Consider the following 18,667-nt stretch of genomic DNA (forward strand, 5'->3'; position numbering starts at 1 on the left):
TTACAATATTTTAATCATTTTTTTACGTAAACGTGGTTGAATCGTCCTTTACAACATGCATCAAAACAGGATATCATCTTTTCAGTGCAGTGAGCTGTTGTTACTGTGACAGTCACTATTTCATGGATCGTCTCGCTGAGTCTCCGTATGGAGAACGGGGGAACCAATAAATGCCCTGCCGCATGCCCGTACATAGAGTACAACACAGAATTGCCGCAGACTTTATTTGATTTCTTCACGTGGTCTTTGGGGTGAATTTGAGGGCAACCGCCGTGAGCGGGTGACCTGAGATAGGGCGTCTCTCTTATGCCCGAACCCGACAGCTAACCCCGTAAGCGCAAGTAAGAGAGGAAACCTCGTGCATAAACATTCCCGCGTATTCGACACCGGAGAAGCCACGAAAGAGTCCTCTGTGAACTCTTTTTTGGGCTTTTTTTGTTTTGAATAATGCGGATGTTCCCGGCATACTGTTATATAACAGATATCCGGAGTAGCTATGCCGAGCAGGCGATCCATGAGCAGGAAACGCTGGAGCAATGCGGGCGTATCCTGTTGCAATCTCAAACCTAGTTTCGTCAGAAATGATGCAGTCACCTTGATATAACTTGGACGACGGGGCTATGTAAGGAGGATGGAGAGAGTGGGCGTATTCCAACCAGAGGTATCCCATGATTCGCAATCATCCAGCAGGTCTTTCGCATTACGGTTGAAGCAAGTGAATCCTCGCGTACTTTCACTTGCAGGTGTGATATCGATTGTTATCGCACTGTTAATTCTGCTGTACGTACACGGTCAGAGCAATAAAGAAATTATTTTAGTTATAGACGGACAGGTGCAGACACTGGAGACGCGGGAAGCGCTGCTCAGTGATGTGCTGGCAAAGGAACAAATTTCGCTGCAGCCGTATGATGAGCTATCTATTGGCCTTAGTGATGAAATACAAGACGGCGACCGTGTCGTAATCACCCGTGCGCAGAAGCTTATGCTTACTGCAGACGGTGCAACCAAGACCATATACACCACCGAGGATTCGCTCGGAGATGCCATTACCAAGCTGGGTTACAGCCTGGAGGGCAATGATAAGATTTTCCCTTCGCTTGATACCGCAGTCACACCCGACATGGAAGTCAAGATTGTCCGTATTACCAAGCAGACCGTACAGCGGACAGTAAACTTGCCTTTTAAGGTCATCAAAACCGCAGACCCCTCTCTGTATAAGGGAGACGTAAGAGTTGCACAGGCAGGCAAGCCGGGCGCGATCATCCAGCATATCGAGAAGATATATCAGGATGGGGAGCTAGTCTCCATGAATATGGTCGGCAAGGAAGTTCAGACGGTAACCAAAGATAAGGTTATTGCTGTCGGTACCAAAGCGGTTCCGAAGCCTGTTGTAGCTGCTGCAACTACATCCAAAGCCACAACAACCTCCAAATCATCCAAAGTCAGCGCGAAGAGCAACAACGTCACGAGCAAGGCAGGCGTAGATTTTGAATACAAAAAAATGATCAAAAACGTATCCATGACGGCTTATTCCTCGGAAGAACCGGGAATTGGAACACGTACCGCCTCCGGCACACGCGTAACGGAAGGCCGCACTATTGCAGTGGATCCGAATGTAATACCAATTGGCTGGTGGGTGTACATTGAGGGATTAGGGTTTCGCCGAGCAGAGGATACCGGCGGTGCCATTAAAGGCAACAAGGTGGATGTTTACTACGATTCACTGAGCCATGCCCGTAATTTCGGCCGGAAGTCGCGGACCATCTATGTGATTGGACCTGTGAAGCCGGAGCTTAACTAAGCGGCAAGTCTTTTGCAAATTAGCGGTTTATAAGATATAGTGGGGGTAGCACTTACGGAATTTAGAGAGCTGCCGCTCATCACTTATACATTCTTTAGCCAAAAAGAAGGGGAGCGAATCCTCTTCTTTTTGCGTTTTAGAGTAAGGGAGTAAATTATTTATGATTAAAGAATTAATTGTCGTCGAAGGTAAAAGCGATACCGTGGCCGTCAAGCGGGCCGTAGAAGCGGATACGATTGAAACAGGCGGTTCCGCAGTGGACCGCAAGGTCATTGCGAAGATTACATTAGCCATGGAACGCAGAGGGGTTATCATCCTCACGGATCCCGATCATGCCGGAGAGCGGATTCGTAAAATTGTCTCCTCCAAGGTGCCCGGATGCAAGCATGCATTCATTCCGGAGAAGGACGCAACCCGCAAAGGGGATATAGGTGTGGAGAATGCTTCGCCTGAGGCCATCCGCCATGCGCTGGAGCATGTTCACACTTCTTTTGAAGGGGCACCGGCTGTAATTGGGCTGGATGATCTTATGGCCGCAGGCATGATGGTACACGCACAGGCAGCAGAGCGAAGAATGCAGCTTGGCAATCTGCTCGGTATCGGTTATTGCAACGGCAAGCAGCTGTACAAGCGTCTGGCGATGTTCGGTATTACACGCGAAGAGTTCGCGCGCGCGCTCGCCCAAATTGATCAGGGAGGCATTACTTCATGAGCGACACTCTGAATATCTCATCCCCAACTAGAACCAAAGCAATAATACAGCGGTACGGGTTTTCGTTCAAAAAAAGCCTGGGCCAGAACTTCTTGATCGACCAGAATATTCTGGACAAAATTGTCGATGCTGCAGGTCTGGATACTGCCGCAGGCGCACTGGAGATTGGCCCGGGTATCGGAGCCCTGACAGAAAGGCTGGCGATGACAGCAGGAGCAGTCACAGCGGTGGAGATTGACCGCAGACTGATTCCGATCCTCAGGGATGTCCTGTCACCCTATCCCCATGTAAAGATCCGCAATGATGATGTACTGAAGGTCAATATGCAGGAGCTGTTTGCCGAGGATTTCGCCGGTGTGGACCGGATCAGTGTAGTGGCCAACCTCCCGTATTATGTGACGACCCCTATTCTCATGAAGCTGCTGGAAGAGAAGCTGCCGCTTGATAACATTGTCGTTATGATCCAGAAGGAAGTTGCCGAACGTATGGCTGCTTCTCCTGGGGGCAAAGAGTACGGAAGCCTTAGTATTGCCGTCCAGTATTACAGCGAGCCTGAACTGGTCTGCATGGTACCCCGGACGGTGTTCATTCCGCAGCCGAATGTAGAGTCAGCCGTTATCCGTCTGAAGGTCAGAGAGCGCCCTCCGGTTGAAGTTGCCGACGAGAAGCATTTCTTCGATGTTGTTCAGGCATCCTTCACCCAGCGGCGCAAGACGATCGCCAATAACCTGAAGGCCCGCTACTTCGCTGAAGAGGGGCGTGAGCGTCTGGAGGTACTGCTGGCTGAAGCAGGGATAGAGCCGTCCCGCCGCGGAGAGACACTTAGCCTGGAGGAATATGCGCGGCTAAGCGCTGTCCTGCTGGCCGCAGGAATCGCATAATCAGCAGAAAACACTCCGGGTGATGAACCAACCGGGACCTTTGCCCATAACATGGGGTAGAGGTGGTGTTGTAATGAATTTAGGAGACTTGGTCATACGTAAATCTTATGGCGGCGATGTGACTTTCCGGGTAGAGAATATAGTGCAGAATAGAGCCGTCATCAAGGGGACGGAATTCCGGTTGCTGGCGGATTCTCCGCTGGATGATCTGGTGCAGGTGCCTCCTACCCGGATTACGGAGCGGGGGCAGCAGGCGCAGATCAAAGCCATAGAATCCCTGAGCTGGCTGCGCAAAGACCGCCAGGAGCAGAGCCAGCGCAGCGGAGAGAGTGTATCCGGAACCTGGACCCAATCTCCCAAGGAAGCTGCTTACTTTGAAGTGCCGGGTAAGGTGCTGCATTTGGATGGCGACGCGCTTTACCTGAAGAAAAGCCTGAGTCTGTATGAGCAGTTGCGCATACCCGCCGAAGGGCATCATATTCATGAGTCCAAAATGGCGGAGACCTTATACCGGCTGCTGCCCCGTGTGCGACCGGATATTGTGGTGATTACCGGTCATGACGGAGTACTTAAGCAACAGCAGGCTTATGATCTCTACAGCTTGAGCAGCTACAAAAATTCACAGAATTTTGTTGCGGCCATCCAGGTGGCCCGGGATTATGAGCGGAATTTCGATGCCCTGACGATTGTTGCAGGGGCCTGCCAATCGCATTTCGAGGCGCTGCTGGGCACAGGGGCGAATTTCGCCAGCTCACCGGGAAGAATACTCATTCATGCCCTGGACCCCGTCTATATTGCGGCCAAGGCTTCGTTCACTTCGATCCGCGATACGGTCAATTTGAGCGATGTATTGAACCATACCATTAGCGGCAACCAGGGAATGGGCGGAATTGAGACCCGCGGGAGCTTCCGTATCGGGATGCCCCGGCTGCAAAATCTTGCTACCCTGAAGGTGGCGCCTTCGGTGATGTAGCGGCAGATATAGAGAAGGAAGGATAAGCGATCCGGCTTATCCTTCCTTTTTTCGTGGGCAGATTTGCGTTCAGCATTACCGCTAACAAGGAGCTTAAGCCGGGACTTCGTGATGCTAAAAAAATTCCGTTGACAACTTTTTTAGCATCATCTATAATTATTTATTTGATTTGACAATGATTGTGAAAAGTTGTATAATGGACAAGGAAAGAGGTGGTCGTCAGGCAATGGCTAATAACGCGCTGTTGGAAATCAAACGCAGTCTCGAAGCTCACGTCGGTCATAAGATCACGTTGCGGGCTAACGGTGGTCGTCGCAAAACCGTTGAACGTACCGGTGTCCTGGAAGAAACGTACCCTTCTGTATTTATTGTCAAACTGGATCAGGAGCAGCAAACCTTTAAGCGAGTCTCCTATAGCTATGCCGATATACTTACTGAATCTGTGGAAATCACAGTTACCGAAGACGATGGGCAGATGCGGATTATGTATATTAAAGCTTAGCGTCACGGACAGTCTCCCTGCAGGGGGGCTGTTTTTTGTTTTTCCGCTGCATGACCTGTGCCCCTTGGCCGCATACTACATAAGCAGTAGCTCATCATCCAATAGCATAAAGGGAGGAATCCGTAATGAGCCGCAGAAGACGGGGCATGATGTCGGAGGAATTGAAGACAGAGCTGGCCAAGGAGCTTGGATTTTATGAAACGGTAGAGCAGGAAGGCTGGGGCGGAATACGGGCAGTTGATGCCGGAAACATGGTCAAGAGAGCCATTCAGCTTGCTGAACAGGCTGCACGGAAATCGTAACGCCGTAAGCTGGGGTCTGCAGTTGTAACCTGGGTATCGCCTGCTGGCGGTACCTTTTTCCAAATACAGGGGTCCGTAGAAGCTTGCTCAACTTTTGTTAATGGACTTCACTGCCAGTTTCTCATATAATATGTTAAGTTGTTTTTACGGGAAAAGCTGAGGGTGGGTGAACGCCTTGAAAATGTATGAGAAAGCGCCGGCCAAGATTAATTTGATGCTGGATGTGCTGCATAAGCGCGCTGACGGATTTCATGAAGTGGAAATGATAATGACTATGGTCGATCTGGCCGACCGTCTGGAGCTCTCCGAGCTGAAGCGTGATTCCATTATTATCTCTAGCCAGGCCGGGTATATTCCGCTGGACGAGAAGAATCTGGCCTTCCAGGCCGCAAGACTGATTAAAGACCGCTATAACGTGAGAAGCGGTGTACATATTCATCTGGACAAAAGAATTCCGGTCGCTGCCGGCCTTGCCGGCGGCAGCAGTGACGCCGCGGCTACGCTGCGCGGCCTGAATCGGCTCTGGCGCCTCGGGATCCCGGCGCAGGAGCTGCAGGAACTGGGCGCCGAGCTAGGCTCGGACGTCCCGTTCTGCGTCACAGGAGGCACTGCCCTGGCTACGGGCAGGGGAGAACGGCTGACGCAAATAGCGAGTCCGCCGCAATGCTGGGTCGTCCTGGCCAAGCCGCCGATTAATGTATCGACGGCTGAGGTGTACGGACGCGTACGCGCGAATAACATCGCGGTCCATCCGTCCGCACTCCGGATGCAGCAGGCGATTGAGGCCGGCGATTTCGCGGCGGTCTGCGCGGGCCTGGGCAATGTGCTGGAGGATGTGACCCTGAAGCTGCACCCGGAGGTACAGCAGCTCAAGGAAGCGATGATGAAGCTGGGGGCAGACGGGGTGCTGATGTCCGGCAGCGGACCGACAGTGTTCGGCCTGGTGTCGAAGCAGTCCAAGGTGGCGAGGATCTATAACGGACTCCGCGGATTCTGCAAGGAAGTCTACGCCGTGCGTTCGCTGAGCTGAGCCAGAAGGCACACAGAAACGGTTAGCGCCGCCCTGGCAGCTAAGCCGTTTCTTCTTGAGCGAAGCGCAAGCCTTCCTCGGAAGGACGGTATAACCGTTTTCGCTTGTGTAAATCCGTACAAAAATGATATTATTCATAATAATATTCGGTTTTGGCGAGGAGCATTCCGTGAAGAAACTTAAACGAAGCCAGCGATTGGTTGATATGACCCAATTTTTACTTGAGAAGCCGCATGATCTGCTGCCGCTCTCGACCTTCGCAGAGCGGTACGGTGCAGCGAAGTCATCGGTCAGTGAAGATCTGGCTATTATAAAAGAGGTATTTGAAGGCGAAGGCATGGGCGAACTGCAAACCCTGGCGGGTGCTGCAGGCGGAGTCAGGTATATTCCGCGGATGCCGATGGACATGGCCCTTGCTTTCGTGAACCGTCTGTGCGGGCAACTGGAGCAGAGTGACCGGATTCTGCCCGGCGGTTATTTGTACATGTCCGATCTGCTGGGACTGCCGTCCCTGATGGAGCAAGCCGGTAAGATTATTGCTACGGCCTTTTACGGAGTAGAGATTGATGTCGTGATGACCGTGGAGACCAAGGGGATTCCGCTGGCTTATGCGACGGCTGCTCAGCTTGGGCTGCCTGTAGTACTGGTGCGCCGCGACCATCAGGTGACCGAGGGCTCGGCGGTAAGCATTAACTATGTCTCGGGTTCGCACAAGAGCATACATACGATGTCGCTGTCCAGACGGGCACTGCGTGAGAAATCGCGGGTGCTGATCGTGGATGACTTCATGAAGGCAGGCGGTACCGTACGCGGGATGGTTGATCTGCTGGGTGAGTTCAATGCTGAGGTCGCCGGTGTAGGCGTACTTGTAGAATCCGGAGCGGTGGAGAAGGAAGAACGCCTGCTGCATGATTACGTATCGCTCGTAAAGCTGACTGAGGTAGATTCCAAGGTACGGCGCATTTCCGCGTATCCCGGCAACTATTTCTCCTTCTGAGGGAGCTGGATTTCCAAGATTAAAAACCCGTGCATAATGTCGAAACCGTGAGGAATCTTAAGATAACAGCACGAAATGTGTCGAAATCAATGGTTCTGCAAAAATAATCTTCTTTATCAGGCATTTTATGGAATGAAAAAGAAGGATTTCGCTTTGCTGTGTGGAATTATACACCAAGTCTCTGATGGAAAAAGGTGGTGAACACACACATGCAAATTACGGATGTCAGACTCCGCCGCGTCAACTCTGAGGGGAGAATGAAAGCAATCGCATCCATTACAATCGATAACGAGTTTGTTGTTCATGACATACGCGTCATCGATGGTAATAACGGGATGTTCGTTGCAATGCCCAGCAAGCGTACACCTGACGGTGAATTCCGCGATATCGCTCACCCGATTTCTTCGGGAACGCGCGAAAAGATTCAATCTGCGGTTCTGGCCGAGTACGAACGCGCCGCTACGGAAGAAGAAGAAGTCATTGAAGAGGGAGCTTAAGCTGTGAAGCGCTGACTCTCAAGGATTGCTGCCCTCCCGGGCGGCGTAAAGCCATGCCGTTTTTTTAAGATAAGACTTTTTATGTTTCGGGGTCCCCGCAAAGTACCTGGGTCAGCCTCGAAGACAAAGCCCCACTTTGTGGGGGGATTTTATTGGGGTTCGAAGAAAAGGGAACCATGCCTTCATGGTTCTCTTTTCTTTTTGCCCGGAATGAGATATATTCAGTAGTGAGTTCAAGAAGTAGGAGGTTGGCATTCTTGAAAAGAATGGCTGTTGTACTTGCTGCAGGCCAAGGCAAGCGCATGAAATCTAAATTATACAAAGTGCTGCACCCCGTCTGCGGCAAACCGATGGTAGGGCACGTGCTTGATACAGTAAAGGCGACCGGATGCGAGCGTACAGTAGTCGTTGTAGGTCACGGCGCTGAGAAAGTTAAAGCTTATGTAGGCGACAATGCCGAATATGTGCTGCAGGATATCCAGCTTGGAACCGGGCATGCCGTCAAACAAGCCAAAGATCTGCTTGGCGGTGAAGAAGGAACTACGATCGTGATCTGCGGGGATACTCCGCTGGTAATGACCGAGACACTGGAAGGGCTGATGGCGCTGCATGAAGCGCAGAAAGCTGCCGCAACCGTCCTCACCGCTGTTATGGAGCAGCCTGCCGGATATGGCCGGATCATCCGGGGCGAAGACGGCGGAGTGCAGAGGATTGTAGAACAGAAGGACTGCACAGAGAGCGAAGCCGCTGTCAGCGAAATCAATACAGGCACTTATTGTTTTGATAACGTTAAGCTATTTGCCGCTCTGGAAAAGGTTACCAATACCAATAACCAGCAGGAATATTATTTGACTGATGTTATCGGTATACTCCGGGCACAGGGAGATATCGTTCTTGGATATCAGGCCCATGATGCTGCAGAGTCTATTGGTGTGAATGACCGCCTGGCATTGTCCGAAGCGGAAGGCTATATGCGTGAGCGTATCAACCGCGGGCATATGCTGAACGGCGTAACTTTAATCGATCCTGCCTCTACCTATATTGGAGCGGATGTTGTCATTGGAGCAGACACTGTGCTGTATCCGGGCACTGTGCTCAAAGGCAAGACGGTAATCGGCGAAGATTGTGTGATCGGACCTGCGAGCGAAATTGAAGACTGCGTGATTATGGACGGTGCTGTAGTGAAGCATTCCGTACTGAGTCAGGCTGAGGTCGGCGCACGGGCTTCCGTTGGGCCTTTTGCGTATTTGCGTCCGGGTGCCGTGCTTGGCGAAGAGGTCAAGATCGGCGATTTCGTGGAGATCAAGAATGCTACAATCGGTGACGGCTCCAAAGTGTCCCATTTAAGCTATGTCGGTGATGCTGAGGTCGGTAAGAATGTGAATATCGGCTGTGGTGCTATCACCGTTAACTATGATGGCTACAATAAGTCGAGAACAGAGATCGGGGATGATGCCTTTATCGGCAGCAATGTGAACCTTGTAGCTCCGGTAACCGTGGGCAAAGGCGCATTCGTTGTCGCGGGATCAACCATCACGCGTTCTGTTCCGGAGAATGATCTGGCTATTGCCAGAGTAAGGCAGGAGAATAAGCCGGGTTATGCGGAGAAGATCCGCTCCCGTGCCAAAGCGAAGAAAGACCAGTCGAGTCCATCGTAAAGCGCCCAAGGCCAAAGCGCCGGACGGACTCTGCAAATCCGCGCCGGTGCTACTTGGAAGTTAAATTCCGTCACGGAGGGTTTATATTTTATGACTTATTGCGATTCCAAACTAAAGATTTTCACCTGCAACTCCAATCCTAAGCTGGCTAGTCAGATTGCCGATTATATCGGTATTCCGATGGGCGAGTCCCACACTACCAGCTTCAGCGACGGAGAGATTCAGGTTAAGCTGTCGGAAAGCGTCCGGGGCTGTCATGTATATATTGTGCAGTCCACCTGTGGACCGGTTAACGACAATCTGATGGAGCTTCTGGTTATGGTAGATGCGCTTAAGCGTGCGTCTGCGAAGAGCATCAATGTCGTGATTCCTTACTACGGTTATGCGCGCCAAGACCGTAAGGCCCGTTCACGCGATCCGATTACGGCCAAGCTGGTAGCGAACCTGATTGAAAAAGCGGGTGCACATCGCGTCATTACCATGGACCTTCATGCGATGCAAATTCAAGGCTTCTTCGATATTCCTGTGGATCATCTGCTGGGTGTTCCGATTCTGGCCCAATACTTCCGTTCCAAACAAATTCAGAACCCGGTTGTCGTATCTCCGGACCATGGCGGTGTTGTGCGGGCAAGAAAGCTTGCTGATTTCCTCAACGCTCCACTGGCGATCATCGACAAGCGCCGTCCTGAGCCGAACGTTAGTGAGGTTATGAACATTATCGGTAACATTGAAGGTAAAACAGCGATACTTATCGATGATATTATCGATACGGCAGGAACGATCGTGCTGGGGGCCAATGCTCTGATGGAAGGCGGCGTGAAGGAAGTCTACGCCTGCTGTACACATCCTGTATTGTCCGGGCCTGCGCATGAACGTCTGGAAAACTCTCCAATCAAAGAAATTATCGTGACGGATACCATTCCAATTCGCAGCAGTAATCCGACAAGCAAGCTCAAAGTACTGTCCGTAGCTCCGCTTATGGGCGAAGCTATTATTCGTGTGCATGAAGAGCTGTCAATCAGCAAACTGTTCGAGATCGAATAAGCTGCTTATATTAGAAAAAGGGTTACACCTCCGTGAAGCGGAAGATGTAACCCTTGTCGGCGTGATGCGGGAAACGGAGCGGCTCGTACGTTTCAGTATCCCGGGCGGGAGATGAAGGTGAACAGGCTGCGGTTGTATAGCGTCCCCTGGAGCTCCACAAAGCCTTCATCCACCGCTGTAATCACACCGATGTCTACATGAGCGCTACCCCTAAATACTTCAACAGGCACAGCATATTGAATATGGTACTGGAAATGGCGCGGTAATGTTAAAATATCGCCCTGATGTGGCATTGTTCATCACCTGTCTTCGGAGTATAAACTTATTGTACCAAAAACGGAACTCTTCTGCTGGGAGTACCGGGCGGAAAGGATAGACCTTAGTTATGAAATGGATTGTTGGACTCGGAAATCCCGGAACGCAATACGCGAAGACCAAGCATAATGTTGGCTTCATGGCGCTGGATGAGCTTGCGTCCAGACACGGAATTGCCTTTAACCAGAATAAATGCAAATCGGTGATCGGCGAAGGTGTCATTGGCGGAGTTAAGACCGTACTGATTAAACCGATGACCTTCATGAACCTGTCCGGTGAGGCGGTCCGCGCTTATATGGATTATTACAAGGTCCAGCTGGAAGATATGATTGTTGTCTATGATGATCTGGATACGGAGCTGGGCAAAATCCGGCTGCGCTATCAAGGCAGTGCCGGCGGACATAACGGAATCAAGTCGATCATCCAGCACACAGGCACCCAGAGCTTCAACCGGGTGCGGATGGGGATCTCACGTCCGGAGCCGGGATTTGCAATTGTCGATTATGTGCTGTCTACGTTCGCCAAGAAAGACGGACCCAAGCTGGAAACGATGATTATGGATACTTGTGATGCAGTTGAATTTGGCCTGCAGCACACATTTGAGCAGACCATGGCCAAGTTCAATGGCTGATTACAAGGTATAGGGTGCAGTAATTTAAGGCTAAAGCTATCCGGGGCGGGGCATACTGGAGGTATATACTACCTTCAGGAGGCATATAGATGGCAATAAACTATGTATGCAGGCACTGCCGGACATTCTTAGGAAGCATCGGCAGAAGTGATATCACAGAGATGCAGCTGGGCCTACATTCCTTGACCCCTGCGGAACGCAGAGATATAATAGCGTATGATTCAGAAGGTGAGATTACGGTGAAGGTTACCTGCGGTTACTGCAAGCAGGCCCTGGATAACAATCCGGAACTCAGCCTGCTGGCCAGTCCGCTTCAGTAGGTGGAAGCGCCTGTCTCTATCGTCATCCGCAAGCCTTGGCCTTATCCGCTGAGGCTTGTTTTCGATTCTAATTATAATAGGTGGCAGCGGCAATGCTGCTGTCAGCCTGTTTAGTAAGAGAGGTGCACCTGTTGTTACAAGGTCTTATAGAAGCTTTTTCGAAGGATCCCGATTTTCAGTCCGTCACCAGCGGTATCGCTGCAGGTATGAAGGAGCAGCTTATCTCCGGCTTATCCGGCTCGGCCAGACAAATTATGCTGGCTGCGCTGCATGAAGAGACGGAGCGTCCGCTGCTGGTAGTCACTCATAATATGTTCTCGGCCCAGAAGATGGCCGAGGATTTGCAGGAAGCGCTTTCTCCGGACCGTGTGCTGCTGTATCCGGCTAATGAGCTGGTGGCTGCTGAAGCTGCAGTCTCCAGCCCCGAGACACTCGCTCAGCGTATTGATGTGCTTACGAAATGTGCCAAGGGCTTCCGTGGAGTTGTAGTTGTTCCATACTCCGGCGTCCGGCGGCTGCTTCCCGCCCCCCATGTGATGGCTGGAGCCCAGCTGACCGTTTCGCAGGACGGTACCCTTTCGCTGGATGAATTCCTCATGTCCATGATTGAAATGGGCTATGAGCGTGTCGAGCGGGTGGAGAACCGCGGTGAACTAAGCGTGCGCGGCGGTATTATTGATTTCTATCCTATGACTTCTCCACTGGCTTACCGGGTGGAGCTGTTTGATGATGAAGTAGACTCCATTCGTACCTTTGATCCCATAGACCAGCGGTCTATTGATAAGGTCCGCAGTGTGAAGATTACTCCGGCCAAGGAGATTATTGCCGACCAGCTGCGCCAGGATGCGGCCTCTACAGCTGCGTCAGCGCTGCTGGAGCGGCAGCTCGAGAAAATGAGCGACCGGCAGGCCAAGCTGCGTCTGCGTGAGGAAATGGGCCGGGAGCTGGAAATGCTGCGCGAAGGCACTTATTTTCCGGAAATCTATAAATATATCAGTCTCTTATATCCTGAACGCTCTCATCTGTATGATTACATGGCACAGGATACGTTGCTTGTGCTGGATGAACCGGCCCGATTGCTGGAAACTGCGAAGCAGCTGGAGCGCGATGAGTCGGAATGGAACCTGCATCTGCTGCAGAACGGCAAAACGCTGCCTGACCTGCATCTTTCTGTCGAGAGCGATGTTATTATGTACCACCGTCCGTTCCAGAGCTTGTTCATGTCGATTTTCCTGCGTCAGGTTCCGCATATTCAGCCGCAGAATATCCTGGGCTTCATCAGCCGGGGAATGCAGGATTTCCATGGGCAGATGAATGTGCTGAAATCCGAGATGGAACGCTGGCATAAGTCCGGCGTGAAGGTTATTATGCTGGCCAATGGCGAGGAGCGGATGGAGCGTGTCCGCCGGGTGCTGGACGACTACGGGATTGAAGCACCGACCATCCTTCAGGGCAACCTGGGCTCCGGTTTTGAGCTTCCTTCCATTCATTTGGCTGTCATCACCGAAGGTGAGATGTTCTCGCAGAAGCAGCGCAAGGCGCGGAAGGTCTCCAAGGGAATTGACAATGCCGAACGGATCAAGAGTTATACGGAGCTGAAGATTGGCGATTATGTGGTTCACCAGAACCACGGGATCGGCAAGTACATGGGCATCGGCACGCTTGAGGTCAGCGGGATTCACCGCGACTATATGCATATTCTCTATGCGGGCGGCGACAAGCTCTCGGTTCCGATTGAACAGATTGATCTCATTCAAAAGTATGTCGGTTCAGAAGACAAGGAGCCGAAGGTATATAAGCTTGGCGGCAACGAGTGGACGAGGGTTACCAGCAAAGTACGGAGCTCGGTCCAGGATATCGCCGATGATCTGATCAAGCTCTACGCCGAACGCCAGAGCGCGCTCGGCTATGGCTTCGAGAAGGATACGCAGGAACAGCGTGAATTCGAAGAGATGTTCCCGTATGAGGAGACCCGTGACCAGCTTCGCGCGATCGAAGAGATCAAGAAGGATATGGAGCAGAACCGTCCGATGGACCGCCTGCTTTGCGGAGATGTGGGCTACGGCAAGACTGAAGTGGCGATCCGGGCTGCTTTTAAATCAGCGATTGAGGGCAAGCAGGTGGCAGTCCTCGTGCCAACGACGATTCTGGCACAGCAGCACTATGAGACCTTCCGTGAGCGCTTCGCCAACTATCCGCTGAATATTCAGGTGCTGAGCCGTTTCCGCAGCCGCAAGGAGCAGAACGACACCATTAAGGGAGTAAGACAGGGTACCGTGGATGTGGTTATAGGCACACACCGTCTGCTGTCGCAGGATCTGGTGTTCAAAGATCTGGGTCTTCTGATTGTCGATGAAGAGCAGCGTTTCGGCGTGACCCACAAAGAGAAGCTGAAGAAGCTGAAGACCAATGTCGATGTGCTGACCCTGACGGCAACGCCGATTCCCCGCACGCTGCATATGTCGATGCTTGGTGTCCGGGACTTGTCAGTTATTGAGACGCCACCAGAGAACCGCTTTCCCGTACAGACGTATGTTGTGGAGCATAGCCAGACCCTTACCCGTGAAGCGGTAGAGCGGGAGCTTGCCCGTGGCGGCCAGGTCTATTACCTCTATAACCGCGTCCAGGGAATTCAGGAAATGGCTGCACAAATCTCCATGCTGGTGCCGGAGGCAAGAGTAGGCATCGGCCATGGACAGATGTCAGAGTCGGAGCTGGAGAAGACCATTCTCGACTTCCTCGATGGAGAATACGATGTGCTGGTCAGCACAAGTATTATAGAGACTGGCGTGGATATTCCAAACGTCAATACGCTGATTGTACATGATGCCGATAAAATGGGACTCTCCCAGCTCTATCAGCTGCGCGGCCGTGTGGGCCGTTCTAACCGGATAGCTTATGCTTACTTCACGTACCAGCGTGATAAAGTACTGACAGAAGTGGCTGAGAAACGCCTGCAGTCGATTAAGGAATTCACGGAGCTTGGTTCAGGCTTCAAAATTGCCATGCGCGATCTCTCCATCCGCGGAGCAGGTAATCTGCTCGGTGCGGAGCAGCACGGATTCATTGCTTCTGTTGGGTTCGATCTGTATTCGCAGATGCTGGCGGAGGAAATCCGCAAGCGTAAAGTCAGCGTGCTTGGTGAAGAGGATACTTCGCTGAAACAGGGCAATACCGTGATTGATTTGTCGATTGACGCGTACCTTCCATCCGAGTATATTTACGACAGTATCCAAAAAATTGAAATCTATAAAAAAGTCGCTGCAGTGGCGACTTTTGAGGATGCCTCGGAGCTTGAGGATGAGCTGCTTGACCGGTTCGGCGAATTGCCGGAGGCGGTCATCAATCTGCTCTCTGTGGCCCGGCTGAAGGTATACGGCAAGCTGTATGGTATGGAATCTATGGTCCGTCGGGGCGATGAGGTCTCACTCAATTTCCATGAAGGAAGTATCGGAGCGTTTGATACGGCGAAGCTTGCCAAAGTTGGAAATAGCTTCGAAAGACGTGTACAATTTGATAAGGATGCGAAAGCAACGATCCGCATCAAGTCCAAAGACTTGGACGACAAAGAGCTGCTTGATCTGCTGGAGCAATTCCTCGCGGCAGCCAAACAGTCTTTAAAATCGAAGGGAGAATTACACAATGTCGTTAAATAAAAAACCATGGAAAGTGCTGCTGGTCTCACTGGTTGCAGCAGTTTCCTTCTCAATGCTTGCTGCCTGCAGCAACAACAGCGGCGATGATACAGCCGTGGCAACTTATAATGGCGGAACGATTACTGCGAAGGAATTCGATCTGGATACCCGCGTAATGAAATTCCTGTCTCCGCAGCAGGCGCAGTATCTGGAGATTGATATGTTCAAGGAGTCTATCCTGAAGCAGGAGGTCGCGTTTGAGTATCTGGCCGGCCAGGCAACGGATGAGGCGAAGAAGGCAGCAGAGAAAGAAGTCGATACACAGATTGAGACGATCAAGAGTAGTCTGGGCGACTCCTATAAAAGCTCTCTGAAGGAGCAGGATCTTAGCGAATCGGACCTGCGTTCTTATATGCAGCGGGTGCTTACCGTTTATCAGGACATGCTGCTCAAAGTAACGGACGAGCAGGTGAAGACAGAGTACGAAGCGATTAAAGCTGACTTCACCGTGGCTACACTGCGTCATGTGCTGGTTGGCTTGACGGATGGTGACGGCAAGGAGCGTACGGATGCAGATGCGCTGAAGCGTGCCAATGAAGCCAAAGCGAAGCTGGACGGCGGTGCAGACTTTGCGGCCGTTGCCAAGGAATATTCGGACGATACCAGTACGAAGGATACCGGGGGCTTATATAAGGATACGCTTCTGTCCAAATACGTAGAAGAGTTCAAAGCCGCAGCCCAGACGCTGCCGCTTAATACAATTAGTGATCCGGTGAAGAGCAGCTACGGATATCACGTCATTAAAGTTGAAGCCCGTAAGGAGACAACCTTCGACAAGCTGACGGCAGAGCAGCTGGAGACCGTTAAGAGCTCAGCAGCTTCCGCCAGCCTGGAGTCGTTCCTCGAAAAGGATCTGGATAGCCTGAAGATTGAGATCAACCTGCCGAAAAGCACCGCCGCAGCAGATGAACCGGGAACAGCAGCTACAGCTACTCCAGCCCCGGCCGATGCCACAGCAGCCCCGGCCGATGCTACAACAGCTCCGGCCGCTACAGAAGCAGCCAAATAATTTTAAAGGTGGACAAGCCGTCTGATGCGCCAAGCATCAGGCGGCTTTTTTTGAACAGGCTGGAGCAGGTATAGAATGGTGAATTTAAGAACATAACTGGAATGATGCGCCTGTTGTGTTTGTGATTTTGCATGAACTATTTTAAACAGGCGGCTTGAATGTATAAGGAACTGGGAAGAGATGAATACTATGGTCAGATATTACGATAAATCACTGGGATTAACCATTCCCATAATGGACAGTAGTTGGACCATACTTCTTAAGAAAGCGGGGCAACATGTGAAATGAAAGCTACTGGAATTGTACGCCGTATTGATGACCTCGGACGAGTTGTTATCCCTAAAGAGATTAGACGCACCTTGCGGATTCGGGAAGGAGACCCTCTGGAAATCTTTGTCGACCGTGATGGTGAAGTTATATTGAAAAAATATTCTCCGATTGGCGAGCTGGGTGATTTCGCTAAAGAATACGCGGAGTCACTGTTTGAGGGAACAGGGCATATTACCATGATTACGGACCGGGACACCTTCATCGCACTCGCCGGCGGCTCCAAGAAGGATTATTTGGAGAAGCAGGTTGGCGTGCTGCTGGAGAAGGTAATGGAAAGCCGTAAAACGGTGCTTGAGACTAATGGGGGCAGCTACGACATCAGCAAAGACCACACGGAGCTGCTATCCAGCTATGTGGCAGCACCCATTATCTCCGGCGGAGATCCAATCGGCTGTGTAGTACTGCTGAATAAGGATGACACGGTAAAAATGGCGCAGATGGAAGTAAAGATGGCTGAAACAGCCGCAGCCTTCCTGGGCAAGCAAATGGAGCAGTAAGAGATTGGCCTATAGAACCCCGCTTATCCTCTGGGTATGAATCCACAGGAAATGGCGGGGTTTTGTTGTATCAGTGAAGCCATTTCCACTTACAGGCATACTTAAGCTATAATATAGAAATTCATTCTAATATGATGAACTTAAGAATGGGGACTTTCTTGTAACATGCTTAAGTTCACGTTCAATAATATGGCAGTCACGCTGTAGAAGCAGGTATATCATGAAATCAGACACACAGGGCTCTAAGCTGCTGCAAGGTGCATTTATTCTTAGCGCGGCAGCTATTTTCTCGAAACTGATCGGCACCCTGCAGAAGATTCCGCTGCAGAACCTGGGCGGTGACGCAGCATTCGGTATCTACAATACGGTCTATCCGCTGTATACGATCCTGGTCACGGTGGCCATGCTGGGGTTGCCTGCGGCCATCTCCAGGTTCGTGGCAGAGGCATCTGCTGCGCAGGATGACCAGGAAGGACGGCGGGTGCTGCGCCTGTCAGCGGGCATTACAGCAGTCTCCGGACTGATTCTCGGGGTTCTGGTCTATACCGGAGCACCGGTTATTGCTGTGTGGGTCGGCAATTCCCATATTACCTCCGCTCTGCGCAGCAGTGCCTGGGGACTGGCAGTAGTACCGCTGATGGCCGCACTGCGCGGTTACTTCCAGGGGCTGCATAATATGATGCCGACCGCTGTGTCACAGGTCGTAGAGCAGTCGGTGCGTGTGGCAGTCATGATCGCACTGCTGCTCTATCTGACAGCGGCCGGTGCCGATGCGGCGGGTATTGCCGCCGGCGCATTGCTCGGTCCTGCTGGCGGGGGATTGGCAGGTTTGGCCGTTATGCTCCTCTATTGGCGCACTTACCGCCGCCGCGGGCTGCAGGCCGCTATGCTTCAGGTTCCGGCCAGAGGGAAGCTAGCCGCAGCTGAAGTCCGCCCGGAACGAGGCGCGAATGCCCGTAAGCTGCTGGCTTACGGACTGCCGGTGATGCTGGGCGCTCTGGCTATGCCGCTGATCGGCCTGGTGGATGTGTTCACGGTTCCCCGTCTGCTGACGGGAAGCGGCAGCAGTGAGACGGCCGCTATGGCCCAGTTCGGCATCTATAACCGCGGACTGCCGCTCGTCCAGATCGTAACCATGCTGGCCACCTCATTGTCGGTAGTATTCATTCCGGCTCTGGCAGAAGCGAAATTCCAGCGGAACGAGGACCTTATCCGCACGCGCATCACGTTGTCGCTGCGCTGGTTCTGGCTCCTGGGGCTGGCCGCATCCGTAGGCCTGGCCGTCCTTGCAGAGCCGGTTAACACGGCTCTGTACGGGGACGCTGCCGGCAGCGGCGCGATGACCTGGCTGGCCTTCACCGCCGGCGGCGGCACGGTCAGCATCATCTCCGCCGCGCTGCTGCAGGGCCTTGGCGCCGTGCGTGCGCCGGCGCTGCACCTTCTGGCCGCCGCTGCGCTTAAGGCGGCCCTGAA

General features: G+C 52.1%; 18 protein-coding genes and 1 riboswitch. Of the genes, 17 read left to right on the forward strand and 1 reads right to left on the reverse strand.

Annotated features, from left to right (window positions below):
• The first annotated feature begins 123 nt into the window (after positions 1-123).
• Positions 124-353, forward strand: a riboswitch (cyclic di-AMP (ydaO/yuaA leader).
• A gap of 287 nt (positions 354-640) precedes the next feature.
• The 11 genes from QW71_RS25440 (at position 641) to QW71_RS25490 (ending at position 10,397) form a co-directional block, all read left to right on the forward strand.
• The gene (locus tag QW71_RS25440) at positions 641-1,801 is read left to right on the forward strand and encodes a 3D domain-containing protein (protein ID WP_039305747.1); all 1,161 of its coding nucleotides are present in this window, start codon (positions 641-643) and stop codon (positions 1,799-1,801) included.
• 160 nt (positions 1,802-1,961) lie between these two features.
• On the forward strand, positions 1,962-2,513 hold the full coding sequence (gene rnmV / locus QW71_RS25445) for a ribonuclease M5 (RefSeq protein WP_039305750.1): 552 nt from the start codon (positions 1,962-1,964) through the stop codon (positions 2,511-2,513).
• Positions 2,510-3,394: a 16S rRNA (adenine(1518)-N(6)/adenine(1519)-N(6))-dimethyltransferase RsmA gene (gene rsmA / locus QW71_RS25450; RefSeq protein WP_039305754.1), complete on the forward strand. Its 885-nt coding sequence runs from the start codon at positions 2,510-2,512 to the stop codon at positions 3,392-3,394. Before rnmV ends, rsmA begins: the two co-directional genes overlap by 4 nt.
• A 73-nt stretch (positions 3,395-3,467) precedes the next feature.
• Complete coding sequence (gene yabG / locus QW71_RS25455; protein ID WP_039305757.1) at positions 3,468-4,367, forward strand: sporulation peptidase YabG; 900 nt, start codon at positions 3,468-3,470, stop codon at positions 4,365-4,367.
• A 226-nt stretch (positions 4,368-4,593) separates the two neighbouring features.
• Positions 4,594-4,869 carry a biofilm formation stimulator Veg gene (veg, locus tag QW71_RS25460; protein WP_036696386.1) on the forward strand — a complete coding sequence of 92 codons (276 nt, stop codon included), beginning with the start codon at positions 4,594-4,596 and terminating at the stop codon, positions 4,867-4,869.
• 125 nt (positions 4,870-4,994) lie between these two features.
• Positions 4,995-5,171, forward strand: a complete 177-nt coding sequence (locus QW71_RS25465) for a small, acid-soluble spore protein, alpha/beta type (protein WP_039305760.1) — start codon at positions 4,995-4,997, stop codon at positions 5,169-5,171.
• 175 nt (positions 5,172-5,346) lie between these two features.
• Positions 5,347-6,201: a 4-(cytidine 5'-diphospho)-2-C-methyl-D-erythritol kinase gene (gene ispE / locus QW71_RS25470; RefSeq protein WP_039305763.1), complete on the forward strand. Its 855-nt coding sequence runs from the start codon at positions 5,347-5,349 to the stop codon at positions 6,199-6,201.
• Positions 6,202-6,370: 169 nt separating this feature from the next.
• Positions 6,371-7,198 carry a pur operon repressor gene (gene purR / locus QW71_RS25475; protein WP_039305766.1) on the forward strand — a complete coding sequence of 276 codons (828 nt, stop codon included), beginning with the start codon at positions 6,371-6,373 and terminating at the stop codon, positions 7,196-7,198.
• Between the two features lie 209 nt (positions 7,199-7,407).
• On the forward strand, positions 7,408-7,695 hold the full coding sequence (spoVG, locus tag QW71_RS25480) for a septation regulator SpoVG (protein WP_036696395.1): 288 nt from the start codon (positions 7,408-7,410) through the stop codon (positions 7,693-7,695).
• Between the two features lie 257 nt (positions 7,696-7,952).
• Positions 7,953-9,353, forward strand: a complete 1,401-nt coding sequence (gene glmU / locus QW71_RS25485) for a bifunctional UDP-N-acetylglucosamine diphosphorylase/glucosamine-1-phosphate N-acetyltransferase GlmU (RefSeq protein WP_039305769.1) — start codon at positions 7,953-7,955, stop codon at positions 9,351-9,353.
• Between the two features lie 90 nt (positions 9,354-9,443).
• The gene (locus QW71_RS25490; RefSeq protein ID WP_019914487.1) at positions 9,444-10,397 is read left to right on the forward strand and encodes a ribose-phosphate diphosphokinase; all 954 of its coding nucleotides are present in this window, start codon (positions 9,444-9,446) and stop codon (positions 10,395-10,397) included.
• 92 nt (positions 10,398-10,489) lie between these two features.
• Here QW71_RS25490 and QW71_RS25495 read toward each other — a convergent pair whose 3' ends face one another.
• Complete coding sequence (locus tag QW71_RS25495) at positions 10,490-10,690, reverse strand: hypothetical protein (RefSeq protein WP_039305774.1); 201 nt, start codon at positions 10,688-10,690, stop codon at positions 10,490-10,492.
• 92 nt (positions 10,691-10,782) lie between these two features.
• On the opposite strand from QW71_RS25495, the gene pth reads away from it, so the two are divergent.
• From pth to QW71_RS25525, 6 genes are all read left to right on the forward strand, one after another.
• A complete protein-coding gene (gene pth, locus QW71_RS25500) occupies positions 10,783-11,343 on the forward strand; it encodes an aminoacyl-tRNA hydrolase (protein WP_039305777.1) in 561 nt (186 codons plus the stop codon).
• A gap of 89 nt (positions 11,344-11,432) precedes the next feature.
• Positions 11,433-11,663: an anti-sigma-F factor Fin family protein gene (locus QW71_RS25505; protein ID WP_039305780.1), complete on the forward strand. Its 231-nt coding sequence runs from the start codon at positions 11,433-11,435 to the stop codon at positions 11,661-11,663.
• A 131-nt stretch (positions 11,664-11,794) separates the two neighbouring features.
• The gene (mfd, locus tag QW71_RS25510; RefSeq protein ID WP_039305792.1) at positions 11,795-15,319 is read left to right on the forward strand and encodes a transcription-repair coupling factor; all 3,525 of its coding nucleotides are present in this window, start codon (positions 11,795-11,797) and stop codon (positions 15,317-15,319) included.
• Positions 15,306-16,367 carry a peptidylprolyl isomerase gene (locus tag QW71_RS25515; RefSeq protein ID WP_039305783.1) on the forward strand — a complete coding sequence of 354 codons (1,062 nt, stop codon included), beginning with the start codon at positions 15,306-15,308 and terminating at the stop codon, positions 16,365-16,367. The genes mfd and QW71_RS25515 overlap by 14 nt, the downstream gene beginning before the upstream one ends.
• 284 nt (positions 16,368-16,651) lie before the next feature.
• Positions 16,652-17,194 (forward strand): stage V sporulation protein T, encoded by a 543-nt coding sequence (spoVT, locus tag QW71_RS25520; RefSeq protein WP_039305786.1) that lies wholly within the window; start codon positions 16,652-16,654, stop codon positions 17,192-17,194.
• 220 nt (positions 17,195-17,414) lie between these two features.
• Positions 17,415-18,667 (forward strand): polysaccharide biosynthesis protein (locus QW71_RS25525; RefSeq protein ID WP_039305790.1); only part of this gene is annotated, 1,253 nt, incomplete at its 3' end.

The sequence above is a fragment of the Paenibacillus sp. IHB B 3415 genome, from assembly GCF_000802655.2.
Taxonomy (GTDB): Bacteria; Bacillota; Bacilli; order Paenibacillales; family Paenibacillaceae; genus Paenibacillus_AQ; species Paenibacillus_AQ phytohabitans.

Excerpts from the sequence above, each read along its gene's own strand:
- rnmV (WP_039305750.1), top strand. The coding sequence starts at position 1,962 with ATGATTAAAGAATTAATTGTCGTCGAAGGTAAAAGCGATACCGTGGCC.
- yabG (WP_039305757.1), top strand. The coding sequence starts at position 3,468 with ATGAATTTAGGAGACTTGGTCATACGTAAATCTTATGGCGGCGATGTG.
- QW71_RS25490 (WP_019914487.1), top strand. The coding sequence starts at position 9,444 with ATGACTTATTGCGATTCCAAACTAAAGATTTTCACCTGCAACTCCAAT.
- veg (WP_036696386.1), top strand. The coding sequence starts at position 4,594 with ATGGCTAATAACGCGCTGTTGGAAATCAAACGCAGTCTCGAAGCTCAC.
- spoVT (WP_039305786.1), top strand. The coding sequence starts at position 16,652 with ATGAAAGCTACTGGAATTGTACGCCGTATTGATGACCTCGGACGAGTT.
- QW71_RS25515 (WP_039305783.1), top strand. The coding sequence starts at position 15,306 with ATGTCGTTAAATAAAAAACCATGGAAAGTGCTGCTGGTCTCACTGGTT.
- QW71_RS25465 (WP_039305760.1), top strand. The coding sequence starts at position 4,995 with ATGAGCCGCAGAAGACGGGGCATGATGTCGGAGGAATTGAAGACAGAG.
- pth (WP_039305777.1), top strand. The coding sequence starts at position 10,783 with ATGAAATGGATTGTTGGACTCGGAAATCCCGGAACGCAATACGCGAAG.
- QW71_RS25505 (WP_039305780.1), top strand. The coding sequence starts at position 11,433 with ATGGCAATAAACTATGTATGCAGGCACTGCCGGACATTCTTAGGAAGC.
- rsmA (WP_039305754.1), top strand. The coding sequence starts at position 2,510 with ATGAGCGACACTCTGAATATCTCATCCCCAACTAGAACCAAAGCAATA.
- spoVG (WP_036696395.1), top strand. The coding sequence starts at position 7,408 with ATGCAAATTACGGATGTCAGACTCCGCCGCGTCAACTCTGAGGGGAGA.
- QW71_RS25495 (WP_039305774.1), bottom strand. The coding sequence starts at position 10,690 with ATGCCACATCAGGGCGATATTTTAACATTACCGCGCCATTTCCAGTAC.